The sequence below is a fragment of the Liquorilactobacillus sp. genome, from assembly GCF_047719775.1.
Lineage (GTDB): Bacteria > Bacillota > Bacilli > Lactobacillales > Lactobacillaceae > Liquorilactobacillus.
Genome location: NZ_JBDNTS010000029.1, coordinates 1 through 19958, shown reverse-complemented (window position 1 = coordinate 19958; position 19958 = coordinate 1). Strand labels below are relative to the sequence as shown.

The 19958-nt window shown below is 35.8% G+C and carries 17 protein-coding genes; 2 read left to right on the top strand and 15 right to left on the bottom strand.

The features are described 5' to 3' along the window. Positions 1-401: 401 nt before the first annotated feature. The 5 genes from tyrS to ABF682_RS11090 form a co-directional block, all read right to left on the bottom strand. On the bottom strand, positions 402-1652 hold the full coding sequence (gene tyrS / locus ABF682_RS11110; protein WP_415619839.1) for a tyrosine--tRNA ligase: 1251 nt from the start codon (positions 1650-1652) through the stop codon (positions 402-404). A gap of 271 nt (positions 1653-1923) precedes the next feature. Next, positions 1924-2388, bottom strand: coding sequence for a Fur family transcriptional regulator (locus tag ABF682_RS11105; RefSeq protein ID WP_289981332.1), 465 nt, complete (start codon positions 2386-2388; stop codon positions 1924-1926). A gap of 72 nt (positions 2389-2460) precedes the next feature. Beyond that, positions 2461-5583, bottom strand: a complete 3123-nt coding sequence (locus tag ABF682_RS11100; protein ID WP_415619838.1) for an AAA family ATPase — start codon at positions 5581-5583, stop codon at positions 2461-2463. After that, a complete protein-coding gene (locus tag ABF682_RS11095) occupies positions 5580-6701 on the bottom strand; it encodes an exonuclease SbcCD subunit D (protein ID WP_415619837.1) in 1122 nt (373 codons plus the stop codon). Before ABF682_RS11095 ends, ABF682_RS11100 begins: the two co-directional genes overlap by 4 nt. Positions 6702-6935: 234 nt before the next feature. Continuing rightward, positions 6936-8117, bottom strand: coding sequence for an acetate/propionate family kinase (locus ABF682_RS11090; protein WP_415619836.1), 1182 nt, complete (start codon positions 8115-8117; stop codon positions 6936-6938). 143 nt (positions 8118-8260) lie between these two features. Here ABF682_RS11090 and ABF682_RS11085 point away from each other — a divergent pair, with 143 nt between their 5' ends. Together ABF682_RS11085 and ABF682_RS11080 are read left to right on the top strand one after the other, a co-directional pair. Further along, positions 8261-9169, top strand: a complete 909-nt coding sequence (locus ABF682_RS11085) for a magnesium transporter CorA family protein (RefSeq protein WP_415619835.1) — start codon at positions 8261-8263, stop codon at positions 9167-9169. 397 nt (positions 9170-9566) lie between these two features. Next, positions 9567-10259 carry a LysM peptidoglycan-binding domain-containing protein gene (locus ABF682_RS11080; RefSeq protein ID WP_289981346.1) on the top strand — a complete coding sequence of 231 codons (693 nt, stop codon included), beginning with the start codon at positions 9567-9569 and terminating at the stop codon, positions 10257-10259. A 127-nt stretch (positions 10260-10386) separates the two neighbouring features. Here ABF682_RS11080 and ABF682_RS11075 read toward each other — a convergent pair whose 3' ends face one another. The 10 genes from ABF682_RS11075 to wecB form a co-directional block, all read right to left on the bottom strand. Beyond that, a complete protein-coding gene (locus ABF682_RS11075; RefSeq protein ID WP_289981349.1) occupies positions 10387-11058 on the bottom strand; it encodes an ABC transporter ATP-binding protein in 672 nt (223 codons plus the stop codon). A 3-nt stretch (positions 11059-11061) separates the two neighbouring features. Further along, on the bottom strand, positions 11062-12126 hold the full coding sequence (locus ABF682_RS11070; RefSeq protein ID WP_415619834.1) for an ABC transporter permease: 1065 nt from the start codon (positions 12124-12126) through the stop codon (positions 11062-11064). Positions 12127-12129: 3 nt separating this feature from the next. Beyond that, positions 12130-12648 (bottom strand): TetR/AcrR family transcriptional regulator, encoded by a 519-nt coding sequence (locus tag ABF682_RS11065; RefSeq protein WP_415619833.1) that lies wholly within the window; start codon positions 12646-12648, stop codon positions 12130-12132. A gap of 264 nt (positions 12649-12912) precedes the next feature. After that, positions 12913-14100, bottom strand: a complete 1188-nt coding sequence (locus tag ABF682_RS11060; RefSeq protein ID WP_415619832.1) for an ABC transporter permease — start codon at positions 14098-14100, stop codon at positions 12913-12915. Further along, a complete protein-coding gene (locus tag ABF682_RS11055) occupies positions 14090-14782 on the bottom strand; it encodes an ABC transporter ATP-binding protein (protein ID WP_415619831.1) in 693 nt (230 codons plus the stop codon). The genes ABF682_RS11060 and ABF682_RS11055 overlap by 11 nt, the downstream gene beginning before the upstream one ends. Next, entirely contained in the window at positions 14779-15831 is a 1053-nt protein-coding gene (locus ABF682_RS11050; RefSeq protein ID WP_415619830.1) for an efflux RND transporter periplasmic adaptor subunit, read from the bottom strand. The genes ABF682_RS11055 and ABF682_RS11050 overlap by 4 nt, the downstream gene beginning before the upstream one ends. A 266-nt stretch (positions 15832-16097) precedes the next feature. Continuing rightward, complete coding sequence (locus ABF682_RS11045) at positions 16098-16745, bottom strand: alpha/beta hydrolase (protein ID WP_415619829.1); 648 nt, start codon at positions 16743-16745, stop codon at positions 16098-16100. Positions 16746-16832: 87 nt separating this feature from the next. After that, a complete protein-coding gene (locus tag ABF682_RS11040) occupies positions 16833-17972 on the bottom strand; it encodes an ArgE/DapE family deacylase (protein WP_415619828.1) in 1140 nt (379 codons plus the stop codon). Between the two features lie 74 nt (positions 17973-18046). Further along, complete coding sequence (locus ABF682_RS11035) at positions 18047-18442, bottom strand: hypothetical protein (RefSeq protein WP_415619827.1); 396 nt, start codon at positions 18440-18442, stop codon at positions 18047-18049. A gap of 31 nt (positions 18443-18473) precedes the next feature. After that, positions 18474-19613 (bottom strand): non-hydrolyzing UDP-N-acetylglucosamine 2-epimerase, encoded by a 1140-nt coding sequence (gene wecB, locus ABF682_RS11030; protein WP_415619826.1) that lies wholly within the window; start codon positions 19611-19613, stop codon positions 18474-18476. Positions 19614-19958 lie beyond the last annotated feature (345 nt).

Genomic DNA, 19958 nt, shown 5'->3' with positions numbered 1-19958 from the left:
AAGAGACCCTACACATTTGATTTGTCGAAACTTTGTTCAGTTTTCAAAGGTCTACCTTACAAATAAATGTATAAAAAACCAAAAATTGAATTAATATATTTTATTTGTTTGTCTGTATTACTATAGACGATAAAGCAACTATTGTCAACAAATATCTACTTTTATTTATCAAAGAAAAATTTAATCTGTTGCAACAACATTGATTACTATACGCTCTCATAATTGTGACGTCAAGAAAAAATTATAAAATAAAAAAGCAAAATGAAATATCAAGTAAACTCATTTTTGAATATCCTAACTATTTTACTGTATAAATAAAAATTATTCGTGATTTGGTGCAAACAAAATAAAAAAGAAAGCTTCATTCCGAAAAAATGTCAAATTTGGAATAAAGCTTTCTTTTATTTTACCTTAGCAAGAAAATATTTCTTTTTGCCCCGACGTGCGATTATAAACTTTCCTTCAAATGACTCAGCAGGATTAACCATATAGTCTAGTTCTTGAATTCTTTCTCCATTTATATAGATAGCTCCATTGGTAACATTCTCACGGGCTTGACGCTTAGATTTCTCAATCTGTGTTGAAACAAGCCAATCAATAATATTCATTGGTTCATTCTCAACCTCAACTGTTGGCATCTTCTTAAAACCCTGCTTTATTTCAGCAGCCGTTAACATCTTAACATCTCCAGAAAAAAGAGCCTTTGAAATATGTTCTGCTTGAGCCACTGCATCTTCCCCATGTACAAATGCGGTTACTTCTTCAGCCAATCTCCTTTGTGCTTCACGTTTTTCAGGTTCATCAGCAACCTTCTTGGCCAGTTTTTCGATTTCTTCTTTCTTCAAAAAGGTAAAGTATTTCAAGTATTTCACCACATCATGATCATCTTGGTTCAACCAAAACTGGTAAAATTCATATGGGGTTGTCTTCTCAGGATCCAGCCAAACAGCACCACCAGCAGTTTTACCAAATTTAGTTCCATCAGCCTTTAACATCAAAGGAATTGTTAATGCAAACGCTGCTGTATCAGATCCTTCAATCTTATGAATCATATCAATTCCAGCAGTAATATTTCCCCATTGGTCAGCACCACCAATTTGTAATTCGACATCATTTGCTTTCAATAGATGATGAAAATCAATTGACTGCAAAATCTGATACGTGAATTCTGTAAAAGAAATTCCGCTTTCTAACCGGCTTGAGACCACTTCTTTATTCAGCATTGTATTTATGCTGAATAATTTTCCATAATCACGTAAGAAACTTAACAAATCGATTTTGGATAGCCAATCATAATTATTCACAACAGTTATATTGTCCTTACCAAAAAGATGTTCCATCTGAGCCGTCAGTGCATCTTCATTGTGATGAACCTGCTCCATTGTCTGCAAAACTCTCTCTGAACTTCGACCAGACGGATCACCTATTGAACCAGTACCTCCACCAATTATAATATGCGCACGATGACCAGCCATCTGGAACCGCTTGAGCATCATAAATGGGATAAGATGTCCAATATGCAGGCTATCACCAGTTGGATCAACACCACAGTAGACCCCAATTGATTTTTCTTCAACCTTTTTTCTTAATCCTTCTTCGTCTGACATTTGGTTAATCGCACCACGCCATACCAGTTCATCAATAATGTTCATTTTCTTCCTCCTAAAATAAAAAAGTCCCTAATACTATAATAGTATTAGGGACGAAATAAATTCCGCGTTACCACCCAAGTTGTCATGATTATGACCAGCTCTTACACCGATAAAGAGGTGAACCAAATTCTAGCTCAATAGTGTAATTCAGAAGAATAATTTATCTTGATTCACAGCCCCATCAAGTTTCTTAATCAGTGATTATCTTCCTACTATCTATCTCAGTGCTTTTTAGTAACTAAAGTATAGCTTAGACGTATCCATGTGTCAATTAAATTTTAACCGCTTTGCTCTTGAGCTTCGCCTGACACTCCGGACAGATTCCGTAAACCTCATACTGACTATTCAAGACCTGATAGCCAGTCTTGGCCGTAGCAATTTTTTCATTCTTCTTATATGAATCATCAAAAACATCAACTATTTTATTGCAATTAACACAAATCACATGATAGTGAGGTATTTCGAAATAATCATAGCGCATATGTCCACCACTATCAGCCGCAATCTCAATTATCAAATTATGATCTACAAACAGCTGTAGTGTATTATACACAGTTGCCAAACTAACACTAAAACCATTTTTTCTGACATACTTGAAAATCATCTCAATCGATGGATGAGCATGTGATGTCATTAAATACGACAGGATTACCTGTCTTTGTGGCGTATTTTTAATTTTGTTGTTCTTTAGCTTATCCGCAGCTACTAGCAAAGTATTTTGTTCCTGCGTTGCCATCACATTCACTCCTCAATAGTATAGATGATAATAATTCTCAATAATAATATTATACCTTAGATCAAAAAATGTCTATCTATGAGTTGGTATCTCTTCAAAATCAAAAATATAATGTGCCACACTGCGACCATTTTTAGATTCTATTCTCAACTGTGCCGGCAATTGTTCACGTAACGCACTCACGTGGCTAATTATTCCAATCAAGCGGCTCTTTCCTTCCAAGGTCTGGAGTGCTTCTAATGCAACTTGCAATGAATCATCATCCAATGCACCAAAACCCTCATCAATAAATAAGGCATCAATCTGTGTTCCCCCATTTATACTCTGAATGACTTCAGCCAGTGCAAGAGCTAGACACAAAGCTGCAATAAAGCTCTCACCCCCAGAAAGTGTCTTGACACTTCTAAGCTTACCTAGATCAACATCGAAAACATCCAACTCAAGTCCTGTATCTGTAGCATAAGTTCCATTACTCCTATCAAGTTCAAAATGATACCGTCCATTTGTTAAATTCATCAATTTGATATTAGCCACTTGCAGCACTTGTTGCAGATATCTCCGCAATACGTAGCGTTCTAAACCTAATTTGACTTTTCCCTTTCCACCAATCACTTCTAATAACTGGTTCCATTGGGCATCGAGTTTAAGTTTTGCTTGGTATTCAGTCCATTTTTCACTGACAGCTTGAATTACCTTGAATAATTCAACATATTCCTGTGAATCTTTTTCATATTCCGCAAAAGCAGATTGTTTATCCTGCTTTAATTGCACCAGATTTTCATCCAACTTCGTAATATTTGGAATATTTCTCCCATCCGTTCTCATTTTTAAGTCAGCAATTTGCGTTTTTAATTCAACCATTCTATTCTGATAATCTCTAATTTGGGACTCAATTGTTACGATCTCGCTTATTCTGCCAATTCCAGTCTGCATCTTAGCAAAGGTCAAATTCTTATTATGTTTAATCATAACTTTATTGAGCTCTTCAGTATTTTGCTGCAAACCCTCCACTAAAGAATCATTCGTATTTTTAAGGCCTTCAAGTCTCTCTGTAAGAATCGTTAAGCTGTTATCAAGTCTCGTTATTTCAACAATAACCTTTTGTTTTTCTGTTTCAAAGTCTGCAATTACTCGTTGTTTTTCCAATATAAGTGTTTCTAACTGCTGCAATGAAGTAATACCACTTGGTATTTCAGCATACACAGTTGTCAATTCTGCTTCAAGCTTAGCGATGTCGAGTTTAACCGTACGTTCTTGTTCTCTTAATGATTTCCTTTCTTCTTCAGATTTTGCTTTTTCATGCAACAAAAAGTCATTTTTTATTCGTGCATCTTCAATATCTTGCTTTTTCATTTCCAGCTTTTGAAATTCAGTATTCAAATTATTTTTCAATTTAACAACTAATTCCAACATTTCTGTAAAGCTGATCTCCTGAATATTCAAAACACTGCCTAACTTCTTTTCATCTTGCTCCAAGCTTTTAATTAATTCAGTAATTCTTTCCTTATTAATAGCAATCTTGCCTACTATTTCACCACTACGCTGCAATAGATCCTGTTGCCTTTTTGCTGCATCTCTAACATCATCTGCTGTTACCTCAACCAACGTTTCATCTGTTCTCATTACTTGCGGATGTTCTACTGAACCACACAATGGGCAAGGTTCCCCTGGCTTCAGCTTCTTGCTTAGTATAATTATTTGATTTCTTGCTAATGCAGCATCCAAATCGGCATACCTTTCCTTTGCAATTTTAATCAGCCGCTTCTTATCATCTAAAATACTTTTTTGCCCTGTTAAAATCAGCTTTAGATTATCAACTTTAGACTCATTTTCTTTCATTTGTTCTATTAATTCATCAGCTTTGGTAAGATTACTTCTTGCTTCTTGCAATTTTAATTCTTTTTCTGGAATACCTTCATTCAACTCAATAATTTCTTGTTGTTTTTCAATATTTGCCCCATCTAAAACTAATTTTTTCTCTAACTTACTGATTTTGTTTTTAAGTGAATTACCCTCATCTCCAGCAGTTACTCGTTTAACTTCTAATTGAGCTGCCTTCTCAACATAAGCCTTCTTGTCTCTTAAGTGTCTGACATCATCAGTCAAAGAATTAATCTCGCTATCTCTTGCCTTTAACAGTTCATTATTCTCTTGAGTGCTCCTAAGTTCCTCTTTTACAGCTACTTTCTCTGCAATCGTCTTTTCAAATCTATCCTTTATTTTTGTGTAGGATAATTGCAGGTCTTCAAGTTTTAAAACCAATTGCTCATTTGACTGATACCATTTTAGCTCACTTATTTTTTCTTCCTCATCTTCGAGCCACTTATCATTTCTAAATGCAAATAAACTTTTTTCGGTCGTCTCCAATGTTTCAAAGTCCTGTAATAGAAGTTGGTTCTGCAATAAAGCTTTTTGTGCATCAGCGACTTTCCCTTCAATATTAGCTAATTTTAACTTAGAAGCATCCCTAATCCGTTCAATTACTCTATTTTCTTTATTTGCAGCTACTAGCCACCCCGCTACATCAAGTTTATTATCGATTTCAGAAATTTGACTTTTTAAAACATCAATCTCATGCTGTTTTTCTTGGGTTTGACTATGGGTTTCTTTTGCTTGATTTTGAATTTCATCCGTCCAATTCTTAAACAAACTTGTTGCAAACAATTCACGTAATAGTTTTTCTTTTTCATTACTATCCGAATCTAAGAAATTGCGAAATTTTCCTTGTGGCAACATAATTATCTGTGTAAATTGTTCAAGGGTCAAATGGATCAATTCTTGAATAAATTTGTTGACCATCCCTACTTTATTTAATTCAACTTCTGTACCATCATCATTCTGATAACTTAGCAACACTTTCATATTTTGAACTTTCGTACCTGACCCTCTTTTTTTGACGATCACTTGTTTAGGTTGACGCTTAAGATGATAAATTTTATCTTGATGTTCAAAAACAAATTCGACTTCTGTCACCGCGGACTCCTTTGCAAAACCTGAGCGCATCGCTTCCGCCTCACGATCATCACCCGAGGTACTTCCAAATAGTGCAAAACACATAGCATCGAAAATTGTTGTCTTACCACTACCGGTCTTGCCACTAATTAGAAAGAACGGTTGTTCGGCAAATCGTGTAAAATCAATTTCTTGTTCTGCATAAGGTCCAAAGTTGGTCATCTTTATTTGCATTGGTTTCATTCTTTTTCACCGCCAGTCACACGTTCAAGACCGCTAATTGCCCATTTTTTTTGCTGCTCTGTCATCTTTTCGCCCGTCATATCCTCAAAAAAATTTGCTAATAACTTCATCGGATCTAATTCAAGTGCAATAGCTTCATTCTCTGGCAGCTCTATTATTTGGTTCTCACGGCTTAAACTGATTATCTTAGGATAGAATTCACGCAAATTATTCATAACATTAGGGATAACCGCCTTATCTTCCAATGTAATTGCTACAAAATCTTCATTGTTTACTTCATTATATACACTTGGCGAAATCAATTTTTCATAAGAATCTTTCAACAATACAATATCATTAAGTGGTTCGATAGTAATAAAATCCGAATGGAAAGGATTCGTATCAACAATCCAGACCCCCTTAGCAGTCTTCGCCTCCGACACCGAAAATTTGACTAGAGAACCACTATATCGGATTCGTTCCTCATGCAACGCATTAACATCATGAAGATGGCCTAGAGCTACATAATCAAAATCAGAGAGCAAGTCTAGCGGTACAGCATTTAATCCTCCCACCTCAATCTTCGTTTCAGAATCAGTTTTAGTACTGCCAGCTGCAAAGAAATGTGCAACTAACACATGTTTTTTATCTGGAGCAAAATTTTCTTTCATTCTTTTAATTATTCTTTTCATGACAACCGATAAATCAGTCAATGACTCGTCTGCAAAAAAATTTCTAGCTTGGAATATTTGGAAATATGGTAATAAAAAGAACTGTGTATCTGAGAATTCGACAGGCACCATTGCTTCAGCAATACTTGTATTCAGGAAATACTGTGTTGCTTTGAACCATTCCCGCCCAGTATTCAATCTCACTGCTGAATCATGGTTGCCACTGATCGCCAAAATTGGTTTCTTTAATTTTAGATTTAGCTCTATAATCATTTTGTTCAACCGCTTTACAGAGTCTTCGTTTGGCAAAGCTCTGTCATACAAGTCGCCTGCAATTACAATTGCATCGACTTTTTTTTCCAGTGCAATTTTCGTAATTTCTGCAAAAGCATGCTCCTGCTCCTGCGCTAAATCATAGCCATATAATTTCCTTCCGATATGCCAGTCAGCTGTATGTAAGAAACGCATTTTATCCCCACCTTTTTACGAACGCTTGTTCATTTTAAAAGTATAACATATTTGAATTTGCTATTTATTTCATTTACTTGCTTTGTTTACTTATCACTGTACAAATAAAGAGACCACTCAAAAGTCCCCTCTTGGTCTAGTCTCTTCATGATTGTATCTAAGAATATGCATAAGCTAAAATGATTGATTTAACTTCTACTTAGCCTACTCAATTTAGTAGCATCTCAAGTAATTCTACTTATTACGTACTGCTAATATCTGTCTGACCATTGACAATTCTTCATTTGTTGGAATAATCATTATTTTAGCAGAAGAATCTCTTGCTGAGATTACACCTTCTACGTTGCCCTCATTTGCTTCTTGATTGATTTTCAAACCTAATACCTGAAGTTTTTCAACAATCAGATTACGTAATTCTCGATTATTTTCTCCAATTCCACCAGCAAATACCAGAACATCCAGTCCACCCAGTTCAGCATAATAGCTTCCTATATACTTAACTATTCGATTAATAAAAATATCAATGGCAAGTTTTACCTGTTCTTGTTCAGAATTTGCCAGCAAATCCCTCATATCTGAAGATATTCCAGAAACACCAAGTAATCCAGATTCTTTATTCAACATTAAGAGAACTTCATTCAAACTCAACGACAATTTCTTCATCAAATATGGAATAATTGAAGGGTCAACATCCCCTACCCGAGTCCCCATCGTTAATCCTGTCAGAGGAGTGAACCCCATTGATGTGTCGAATGCCTTACCATTCTTTTCAGCCGCTACTGATGCCCCACTTCCTAAATGAAGTGTTATCATCTTCAAAGACTCCAGTGGCTCATTTAGCAAGCTTGCTGCACGCTGCGAAATATATTCATGGCTGATTCCATGTTCACCATACCTCCTAATTCCAAATTTCTTTGTATATTCATAAGGTATACTGAAAACGGCATTTTTTTCAGGTAAATCCGTAAAGAATTGGCTATCAAAAACTGCATATTGCGGGACCTCTGGTAATGCTTGTTGCATAATATTCACATACTTAACTTCCATTGGATTATGTAGGGGAGCAAAATCATTCATTTTAGCCAACTTGTCCAAATTATCAGCTGTCAATTCAACAGCTTCTTTGAATAATTCGCCACCTGCAACGACACGATGCCCAACAGCCTCTATCGCTCCCAAGTCTTCGATGATTTTAAGGTCTTGTAACTTCTCAAAAATTAATGCCGCGGCCTTTTCATAAGACAAGTTATCAATCTTAATTTCATATTTTTTACTGCCATATTTAACTTCGAATAAGGACCCCAGCATATTTATTCGCTCCACTAGCCCCTTAGCGATAACACTTTCATCACTTGCTTCAAATAACTGCCACTTAACTGAAGAACTTCCCGCATTTACCAAGAATATTTTACCCAATCAGAGCACCTCCATCATTATTGACTTAATTATATCGTACTTCCTATTTTCTTTCAGTGTTCCATTAGAATTTACACAAATCAAGCAGCTATTTAAAAAGTATGCTAAAATTTTTCGTAACAACTAGTTAAGAGGTAAACGCCATGATTATAAAACATATAATAGAAGAAAAAAAAGATTCGTTCACCTGGTTCGATGTCTGTGACATCACAGAAACAGATAAAAACACACTCATTGAAAAACATGAGCTCAATCCCAGACATATTGCATATGCGATGGACAAGCATGAACGAGCTCGCTATGATCGGCAAGAGAGCATTGAGATACTAATTTATAATGTACCTGTAAAAAAAATTGAGGCAACTAATAGTTTTGTCTTGGAACCAATCACATTTTTGTTTAAAAAAAATACGGTCTTTACCTTTCGCTCTAATTCTTTAGAACTAGATGCTGCAAGGATCATTGAAAAGGCAAATCATATCGAATCATCAATTATAACCTTGATTTTAACCATCCTTTATAAGGCCACAATCAGCTATCAAGCTGCAATTGATAGTCTAAATAAAGCTCGTGATCATTATCTAAGTAATCTTAACCACAAAATAAGTAATCAAAACCTGATTCAATTATCAAATGTCGAGCGCAGTCTTGTCTATATCGCTAGTGGTATTAAAACAAACCTAATAGCTCTTGAAAGTATACCTGAAAATCAGCATTCACGTAAACTATCACAAGCAGAACAAAAGCTCTTGCACAGTATCACAATCGAAGTGCATCAAGCAGAACAAACTGTCGAAATTGCATTAGAAGTTACTGAGCGTATCTCTGCGACCTCGAATAACTTACTCAATAATAATTTAAACGATGTCATGCGGTTCCTCACGGTTTGGTCACTAGTATTGACAATTCCGACTATTGTCACAGGTTTTTACGGTATGAATGTAGGTCTTCCATTTGCAAAGAGCTCAATTGCCTGGCTTAATATTACGATTGGCACAGTAATTATGATAATAATTCTAGTTATTTTTTTCAAAATTCGCAAACTTTTCTAAAAATGTTGCAAAAAGCTGCAATATTTGTAATTTATCTCCTTAATTGCTTTAAAAAAACGCTTGTCAAACAAAAATATATATTTTTTCTATTTTTTTCTGCAAATATTCAATGTTTTGCCAACTTTTTTAGCTGTTTTTGTCACATTTGATTGAGCGTCTCATAATTACCAGTGCTTTAGTATTACTTACCATTTTTTTGTCAGAATTTCATTTTTTTATATTACGGTATATTACAAAGCTAATAAAATATTACAAAAAGTGCTCTTATAGTAACAGGACTGCTATTTTCTTGTCATGTTAAGTGTATATACTAATCACTGTTGAAGCGATTTGCTTTAGAAATCGCAAGAAGTGTAGCAAATGCTACAAGGCAAAAAACAGGAGTGAATATATAACTATGGATATTAAGAAAATTTTATTGTCAGTTGTAACAGTTACAGGGATGTTAACAGCTGGTACAGTTGCTGCAAATGCTGATACTGTTACAGTTAAAGCTGGGGATACTGTTTCTGAGTTAGCCAATGAATACAACACTACAATTGATACTATTACGCAAGAAAATAGTTTACAAGACGCAAACGTAATTGTGGTTGGTCAAAAATTAGAAGTCGGCGAAACTGCAAATACAAACAGTACTGCAACAACGACATCTACTGCTAGCGTAAACGCAAGCAGTACTGCAACAAGTACAGCAGCTGCAAGCACAAGCAATACTACAACAAGTACGGCAGCTGCAAGTACAAGTAGCGCTGCAACCAGCACAACTGCTACAAGTACATCGACTAGTACACCTGCCGCAAGTTCTTCAAGTACCACGACAGCTGCTAGCTCAAGTGTAGCATCATCCACGACATCAAGTACATCATCTACTGAGGCTGCTGCTCGTGCTTGGATTGCTGCTCGCGAATCTGGTGGTTCATATACAGTACAAAATGGTCAATATTATGGTAAATACCAACTCTCAATTTCTTATTTGAACGGTGATTACTCTGCCGCTAACCAAGAACGTGTTGCTAATAGTTACGTGATTAGTCGCTATGGTTCATGGGTAAATGCTGTTAAACATTGGGAAACTAGCGGCTGGTACTAAGATTAGTCGTTAAATAAAAAGCTTATTAAAATAAAGAGATCAAGTCAAAAAATTAATTTTTGACTTGATCTCTTTATTTATTTCAGCTAAATATAGTCTATTAATTCAAAATTTTGTTTTCCACTATCTACCCTTGCCTCAAATTACCATCCATAATCTCATAAGTTCGATCGGCAAACTCCTTCAAACGCAAATCATGTGTCACTATGATAATTGATTTATCGTGTTTATGTGCTAAATCTCTAAATAGTCTTCCTACTTCGACAACTCTTTGAGAGTCCAGAGCAGCAGTTGGCTCATCGGCAAAAATTATTGTCGGATTTGAATAAAGGGCACGTGCAATTGCTACACGTTGTCTTTGTCCACCTGATAATTCACGCGGATACTGTTTTAACAAATCTCCAATTCCTAATTGTTTAATTATCGCAGCGAAGTCAGATGTATTCAAGTTGCCCTCTTTTTTTACGCGTTTTGCCAACTCAAACTGTTCTTCAACTCTAAGATATGGGACCAAGCTATAATTCTGTAAAACAAAGCCAATTTTTTCTAATCTAAGTTGCTCTTTCTGCTTTTCTTTCAAATTATTTAATTTAATGTTGCCAATAAGTACTTCTCCAGAAGACGGTGTTTGTATTCCCCCTGCAATTGTTAAAAAAGTACTTTTACCAGAACCAGAAGGCCCCAGCACTAAACACAATTCGCCTTTTAATGCTTTGAAATTGATATCGCTTAAAACATGAATCCGATTCTTCTTCTCACCAAAATATTTATTGATTCCTCTTAAAATAACCGTCTCCATTATTTATCCTCCAATCACAGTTACCGGATCAACACGCGTCACTATTCTTATCGGAATTATTACACCCAATAATGCAACTATGACTAACCCGATAGCCACCACACTCAACAACGGAATACTGAAATACATTGGTACTGCTGCAGGTATAAAACTTGCAGTTAACCCTGTTAATACAGTTCCAACTATCAATCCACTAATGACGATTAACAATGACTGTGAGATTGTAGCTCGCACAAGTACACTCACAGGGACTCCCTGTGCCCGCAACACTGCATAATTCTCTAACTTTTGCATCGTCAAAATATATAGAAATACTGCAACAACCACTAATGAAATTACCATCAGGAATCCTATCATGAAAATAAAAGTCGTTGTTTGCGCAGTATACCCAGGAAGTTTCTTAATAAAACCTGCTAATGAATAGTTCTTTAAACCACTATTCTTGCCAAGAATAATTTTACTATTTTGTGAAACAACTGCACTCACTGCAAAAGTTGTCCCCGCGTTCTTTAATACTTGGGCTACATGATTGTCCCCATAAATAACAGGAGAGATATTAAGCTTTGCATTATTTACAAAACCACTAATTGAAAATTTAGATTGACCCGAATTCAGCTCAATCTTGTCTCCTATTTGATAACCTGCTTGCTTCAATGAACTATCGACCAGTACCTCATTATTTTTTGTTGGCTTTTTACCATCTATAACTTTCAAATTCTTCATGATAAATTGCTCCCTATTTATACCAACAAACTGTGCACTAACTTTGTGATTACCAGCACCACGAACTATAACCGGAACTTGTGTCACAATTGCTGTTTTCTTACTAGTCTGCACCTTTGCTAATTGTGACTTTGTGATTATAGATTGTGTCATACTTGTATCAGCATTATCATTTAAAGCAATCATTTGAATATCCCATGATTTAACCGCATCCGTATTCTGCCTAGCCAAGCCTTGCGCAAGACTAGTCAAAATAAATATTAAATAACTTATTAGAACAATCATTGCTATAATCAGTGTATATCTCAATTTCTCGTAACGGATTTCTTTCCATGCAAGGAACATGTTTCAGACCTCCTTCTCTATTTTCTTGACAGCTAAATCCAGGTAATTTAACAATTTTTCTTTATCAGCTGGCTCAAGCAGAATTTGCTTGATAACTTCATGAGACAAAATCATTACAGCCCATTCCTCAAAGTCAGTTGGTTGCTTCTCAAACGTTTGCCTTGTTTCATTTTTAATTAACGGCTCATTTACACAAAGATGCATTTTAATAAAATTAAAGTACTGACTATTTGCAGTTCGCTCCACAAAATTGCGTACCATTTCTTGATAAGAAATCTTTTTCTTCTGCTTACTTACAGTCTGCTTATGAATTTCTTCCATTGCAATCCGATACACATACCAATATGCATCATTGATATCATTGAAGTACTTATAAAAACTTCCTCTCGAAATCTTAACTTCCCCAATAATTCTTGCAACTTGTGCTTGAGGCAGTGGATACTTTTCAAACTCACACAGCATTGCTTGGAATATTCTTTTTTTCTTTTCAGTATTCAAGTTTTTAAATGTTTCTAAAACCACATAATTCCCTCCTTACATTTCCAGTGACACCGTGTCACCACATAAGAATAATAATTCAAATTTATATTATCTGTCAAGTTAAGAGCTATTATCAGGGAAATTAATATGTATTATAAGGGCATACTCAAGTTCTGACTCATAGAACTACTTATACAAAAAAATAAAGAAAACTAGATCAAAATTCAACTTCTGACCTGTTTCCTTTATTTGGAACAAATACTTGTAAAAAAATCAAAATAATTCAATTTTCATATTTTTAATCCATTAGCGTAAAATATCAATTAAGTTTCTCTTAGCTGCTTGTGACGCAGGTAACATTCCAAAAATTATTCCGACTGCTGTTGATACTCCAAATGCTAATAAGAAGTTTCCAAAAGTCACAACCGCATGAATATGATAGGGAATTAGTAATGAGATAAGTGAGGAAAGCATCCAACCAATCACAAAACCAGTAATTCCTCCACCAACAGTCAGCATTATTGATTCAAGCAAAAATTGCCATAAAATATTCTTTTGTGTTGCACCAACAGCTAATCTAATTCCGATTTCTTGTGTCCGTTCGGAAACAGAGATATACATCATATTCATTACCCCAATGCCTGCAATGAATAATGAAATTCCTGCAATGGCACTAATGAAATATGTGAGGACATCCATTACAGTTGAGATTGACTTCAGAATTGCCCCCTCATCAAAATAAGAATAATTGCCAACATGTCGATTTTCTCCGTGCTTTTTAAGATAGCTGACAACCTTTTTAGTAACACTGGATGCCCCATAGCCCTTAGCAACCGTCAGCTTCAATGTATTAGCCTCATTCAGCTTAACACCTGCATAGTATGTCTTGTTCGAAAGAAGAAAGTCTGCACTATACTTATTGTAGCTTGACTGCTTAAATATGCCTTTAACTCGATAGGAGACCCCGTTAATATTGACTGCTGTGCCAAGCGCATTATTTGCGTACTTGTAGACCTTCTTTGCATAACGCAAGCTTAACAATACTACATGCTGATTAAGGTCGAGATCTGTTTGAGAAAGATTACTGCCATACTTCAACTTATTAGCCGGCAGTGGTGCCTTCAAGAGTGTTAAACTTCCACCTACGCTAGTATTACCAACGCTAGCATCACTCACAGAAATGTTACTAGTATCCTTTTTGAACGCCGCTTTCGAAAGCTGACCAGCAAAGTGCTGCTTAATTTGCTTAATATCAGCAGTTGTGAATCCAGTATTAGTATTTTCTTTACCATCGAAGGTAATTTCAGTAGTTTGTTCGCCTGAACTGCTAGTTTTAAACTCCGAAATCATTTTTTGTTTAACACCATTTCCTAATGCAATAATCGTTATTACAGAAGCAATCCCAATCACAATTCCAATCATCGTCAAAAAACTGCGTCGTTTATTGGCCAGCAAAGATTTGAAGGCCACTTTGAGCAAATCATTATACTTCATTGTTATCTACCCCCATATCAGACGTCAATCGCCCATCAAGAATCGTCAATAACCGATTCACTTGCTGTCCAACCATTGGATCATGGGTCACAATAATAATAGTCGTATTATTAACTGCATTTAGTTCCTTGAACAAATTCATTATCTCTTTAGAAGTCTGACTATCCAAAGCACCAGTTGGTTCATCAGCAATTAAGAATGTAGGATTGCCAATGATTGCACGCGCAATTGAAACACGTTGCTGCTGCCCACCAGAAAGTTGAGTAGGTATGCTTTTCTCATATCCAGCAAGTCCAACCTTTTCAAGTACTTCAGTAATTTTGCGCATTATTTCCTTTTTTTTGACACCCGCGTACATTAATGGAAGTGCAACATTCTCAGCAACGGTCAAGTTTTTGATTAGTTTGAAATTCTGGAAGACAAAGCCAACATTTTTATTACGTAATCCAGTAAGTTTTTTATTACTATAATTATTGATCTGATCTTTTTTAAAAATGTACTCACCTTGATATTCGCGATCCAAGAAACCGATAATATTAATTAGTGTCGATTTACCAGAACCTGATTGTCCCATAATACCAACAAATTCTCCCTGTTCAATGTTCAATGAAATATCATGAAGAATATGAACCTGTTGACTACCTTGTTTATAGTATTTATTAATATTATTTAACGATATCATTGTGGCCACTTCTCCCCATCTTTGAGCTTACTATCAGGATTGGTCACAACTTTTTCACCTGCATCTAATCCAGAGGTTACTATGAAACTACCATCTTTGACAGTTCCTACCACCTTCTTAGCACTAACTTTATTGTTTCGAACTACAAAGATTCTGCCTTTAAACAAGCTTGCTTTTGGAATAACAATCCCAGTCTGTGGGATACTCATCTTAATTGTTTGACCATCAATAAAGTTAGTTCCATCAACCGTTGCGTAGACATCATATTTTGAACCTGCAGAACTAGTAGTGCTTACTGGATGAAGCGAAACAAGCGTGACTGCTGCTTCTTGTGCACTACCAGTTGCAACAGCTCTGACAATAACATTATCTCCTACCTTGACTTTGCTATAATCATATTCGGAAACTTGTGCTGTTGCCTGCATTACCGTTGATGCTACTGCTACTTTTGCACTTCCGTTGTGATCATAAGTAACTGTCACATTACCAGCAAATGGTGCTGTTATGCTAGGCGAAACTTTGCTGCTGAGCTGATTAATTTTCATTTGTGTACTAGAAATACTGTCATTAAAATCAGCCAAGTCATTTGTTGCACTCGTAACTGCATCTTGTGCATCACTATAACCATCATCATTTTTTTGCATTTTACTCAAAGTTATTTTGGCTGTTTGAAGCTTTTGCGTTGCTTGATTTTTATCACGCTGTGCCTTTGCCAATGTTGTTTTTAGCTCAGTCAATTCTGTTGCATTTGCTTCATTATAAGTAGTATATAAGACTTCACCTTGTGTAACCTGTTGTCCATTCTCGACCTTCATTGCAGATAACTCTTTACTGGTTACCGTAAAATCACGCTCTTCTTTTGGACCAATGCGCCCGCTCAATGTTAGCGGTGTGACATGTTGCGCCTTTTGTGTTATGTATTCTGTAGTCTGCGTACCTTTAACAGTATTATGTATGCGACTTCTAATTGTTAGAAATGCCCCACTGACAATAATAATTATTAAAAGAGCAACCGCGATAACGATTGTGATGACTTTACCTTTTTTCATATACTACACCCCTATCAAATTCTACTTACTTCATGATAACATGCTAATTGTTTCACAAAAAGTTGCCTAAAATTTAATATCTGAAATCACTACGACTAAAACTACTTTATATCCTAGTACCAACTCTAAATTACGAACTTAGCTAGTATCATGCTATGAATAATTTAAAGTCCACCGAAGGATTTTTACTTATGGAACATGTTTATCCGGAATCAATAAAAAAGCTAGCTCAAGCTTTAACTTTTGAACCAGCCCCTTAACAATCTTTATCTTGTAATATAAGATTCATTGAACCACTCAAATATATCCTGTGGTGCATTATGATCTACGGTATGACCACTAGGATATTCATGATACTCAACATTGTCTGCATATTTCTTAAAGAAACTCGCTATTTCACGGCCAGTTGCTGGTACAAACAATGGATCTTTTTTCCCTTGGGAGATGAATATTTTCGTGCTTATTTGCTCCTCTATAAGATTCTTGCGAGCTTCCACAACATAGAATTCAGGCAGTCTTGCGCTTAGTATCACAACTACATCTAACCAATTTGGGTAAAAGATACTTAATCCTGTATTAATAATTGCTCCTTGGCTAAATCCTAGACTAAACAAGGGGTTATCTTGTAGCCGTTCCTGTTTCAAAATCGTCTCTACTTGATTATGAATGTCTGTTATAACACTTCCAATAACCGCTATTTCCGTTTTGTTTATAAATTCAGGAATAAAGTACGCGTATCCACTTCCGTAATTGATATCACCTTGGACGTGCAACTCAATTACATTTTCCCCGAAAACTGAAACCAGTGGTCTCAAGTCAAGATATGACGAACCCATCCCATGCAGCGTCATCACAATTGGAGTTTTATCAGTTACTTCAATCTTAGGGTATACCATCTCATATTTATATTTCATGCTAATCTCTCACTTCTATCTTTAATTATTACTTAATTAATTAAGCTTATAGTTGCTAGACTCATACAAATAAAAAAAATACATCTTTCATTCAAAAAATAACTTTGCTATTTTTTTATATGTTGCAATTGTATTCATATAACTTGTAATACTAGTCGCCTCATCCGTCTGATGCGCGACTTCCCATGTATCTGGTCCTAACACAACAACTGGAAGCGTTGGATATTTCTGCACGTAGACACTTGCATCCGTCGCACCATTGATAATTCCCAATTGTGCTTTAGGGCCAAAATGTTCTCTTGCCGCTCTAGCTACCTGCGATACAAAACCACTTTCTACTGGAGTACTCATTGGAAAGAAATCATGAACTATTTCGAGCTCCAACTTCAGCTTATGCTCTGTATTTAATTCTTTGATTGTTTTAGCAAGCATCTCTTTAACCTTTTGATTGCCTAATGTCATTGTTGGCCGAATATTACCATATAATTCTGCATAGTCAGGAATTATATTGACTTGGCTTCCCCCATTAATTGTAGTGATACTGTGCTTAAATTCACCCAGAATTGGGTCAACTGGACTATTCTCAAATATTTTTTGTTCGGCATTAATGAAGTAATTCAATCCAATAATTGCATTGATTCCTCTCTCTGGAGTTGAACTATGCACAGACTTCCCAAAACTTTTAATCCGATAATTTAATGATCCTGAATGTGCATGAATTATCTCACCTGCGGTAGGTTCGCCAACAACCATAGCTGAAACATCGTCCAATACATCACTTTCAACTAAGCGATATGCTCCTTTTGCTCCAAATTCTTCACCTGCGGTCGCCACAAATTTTATTTTGCCTGAAATTTTCCCTCGTTCTTCATTCAGTTCAATCATTGCGATTACTGCCGCGGCCAAACCACTCTTCATATCTGCTGCACCACGTCCATAAAGATTATCACCAATTACTTCAGCTCCAAAAGGATTATACTTCCATTGCTTTGCATCTCCAATTGCTACAGTATCTTGATGCCCTTCAAAACAAAGAACTGGTCCGTTGCCTGCACCTATCTCAGCGACAAGGTTTGCACTGTCTTCATCAAAGTAGTCTGCCTGCACCTTAATCTTCTTTTCTTTAAGAACACTTACCAGATAATCTGTTACTTTTGCCTCATTGCCGTTAACTGAGTTGATTTTTATCAAATCACGTAATATCTTAATTCTTTCGTCCTTATTCATAATTTATACCCCTTAGTGAATTAGTAATAAAAAATTAGTGCACACTTTTCTGATAGAAAAGCAGCACTAATTTTTTATTCTTTTTTACTGAAATTATTAAAATCTAAGATTTTATCTTTAACTAAAATTGCTTTTTTCACTGAAGCTGGATTGTGAGCAATCTGATACTTGAGCTTATCAAGCGTATCTATCACCTGGCGCAATTCATTGACTTCTTGTGAAGCATCCTCATTAACTTCGCTAACAGCTTGCAAATTAACAAGATTTTTTACCATTGTTTGATATCTAATAATCACAAAAATAATATTGAAATTTGAAGAAATTGTTCTTGGATTCTCTAAATCTGGATGTTTTTCAAGAAGAGAATATATTTCTGGATAGTAGCGCAAAGCAACTGTATACACTGGAAAATACCGATGAAATACTTGTTCTTCATTCTTAAATCCGAAACGATCAATTTCTTCTCTCATAATATCTTCCCCCTGCAAATCCAACTGCTGCTTAAAAATCAGCTGGTCGTGTAATATCTGTACTAAAATAATACGCAATTGCCTTTAGAATTCTTTCACTTGCATGACCATCACCATATGGATTCTTTGCTTCTGCCATTGCTTGATAAACCTCATCATTATTTAACAGCAAGTCCATATTCTTTTCAACTTCTGCCTGATTTGTTCCAACGAGTCTTAATGTTCCTGCTGCAACACCCTCTGGCCGCTCAGTCGTATCACGTAAAACAAGGACTGGTTTCTTAAGCGCTGGTGCTTCTTCTTGAACACCACCCGAATCAGTCATAATATAATAGCTTCTGGCACAGAGATTATGAAAATCAACAACATTTAAAGGCTCAATCAAATGAATTCTCGCAGTGTTCCCAAGTATACGTCTGGCAATCTCCCTAACCTTCGGATTCAAATGCATTGGATAAACAACCTCAACATCTCGATTTTGCTCAACAATTTTGCGTACGGCCCCGAATACCTGCTCCATTGGTCTCCCAAGATTCTCACGGCGGTGCATAGTCAATAATATTAATTTATTTTGCTCATCTACTTCGTCTAATACACTGTGTTGATAATTATTTGTCACTGTTTCCTTAAGTGCATCAATTGCTGTATTCCCAGTTATAAATATCTGCTCAGCTTGATGGTTTTCCCTAAGTAAATTGTCCTTGCTCTGACTTGTAGGAGCAAAATATAAATCACTTAAAACATCCGTCATTTGGCGATTCATTTCTTCTGGATAAGGGGAATACTTATTCCACGTCCGTAGTCCCGCTTCCACATGGCCTAATGGGATCTGACGATAAAAAGCCGCTATTCCAGCCGCGAAAGTTGTCGTCGTATCTCCGTGAACTAAAACTACGTCAGGTTTTTCTTTCTCTAATACTTCATCCAACAACTTCAAAACATTAGCGGTAATATCTCCTAATGTTTGATTTCTTTTCATAATATTGAGATCATAGTCAGGCACGATATTGAAAATTGCCATTACTTGATCCAGCATTTCGCGATGCTGAGCCGTCACAACAGTTATAGCCTCAAATTGACTTTCTTGTTTCTTCAATTCTAATATCACAGGTGCCATCTTGATAGCCTCAGGTCTAGTTCCAAAAACCGTCATTACTTTTAATTTCTTCAAAAAAACCACCTCATATTATCTAATTGATATACTAATTGTACTACAAACAAAAGCTTATCGAAACAGTAATTCCAAGTGTCCTATTCTATTTTTTGGCTCTATACTCAACGATTATACAATCTTACTTGTCACCACAAATTTCGCAAAACAATAACTAGAATATGCCTCGCATTCCAAAGATTTGCTATCAAAAAAGTAACTAAAAAAACACCTCACAATTATTAGATTATTTCTCTAATAATAATGAAGCACTTCAATGAGGTAGAACTCTTTTTGTTATCTACGATTACTAAAAATGCGCTTGATCGGAATCGAACCGATGACCTACCGCTTAGGAGGCGGTCG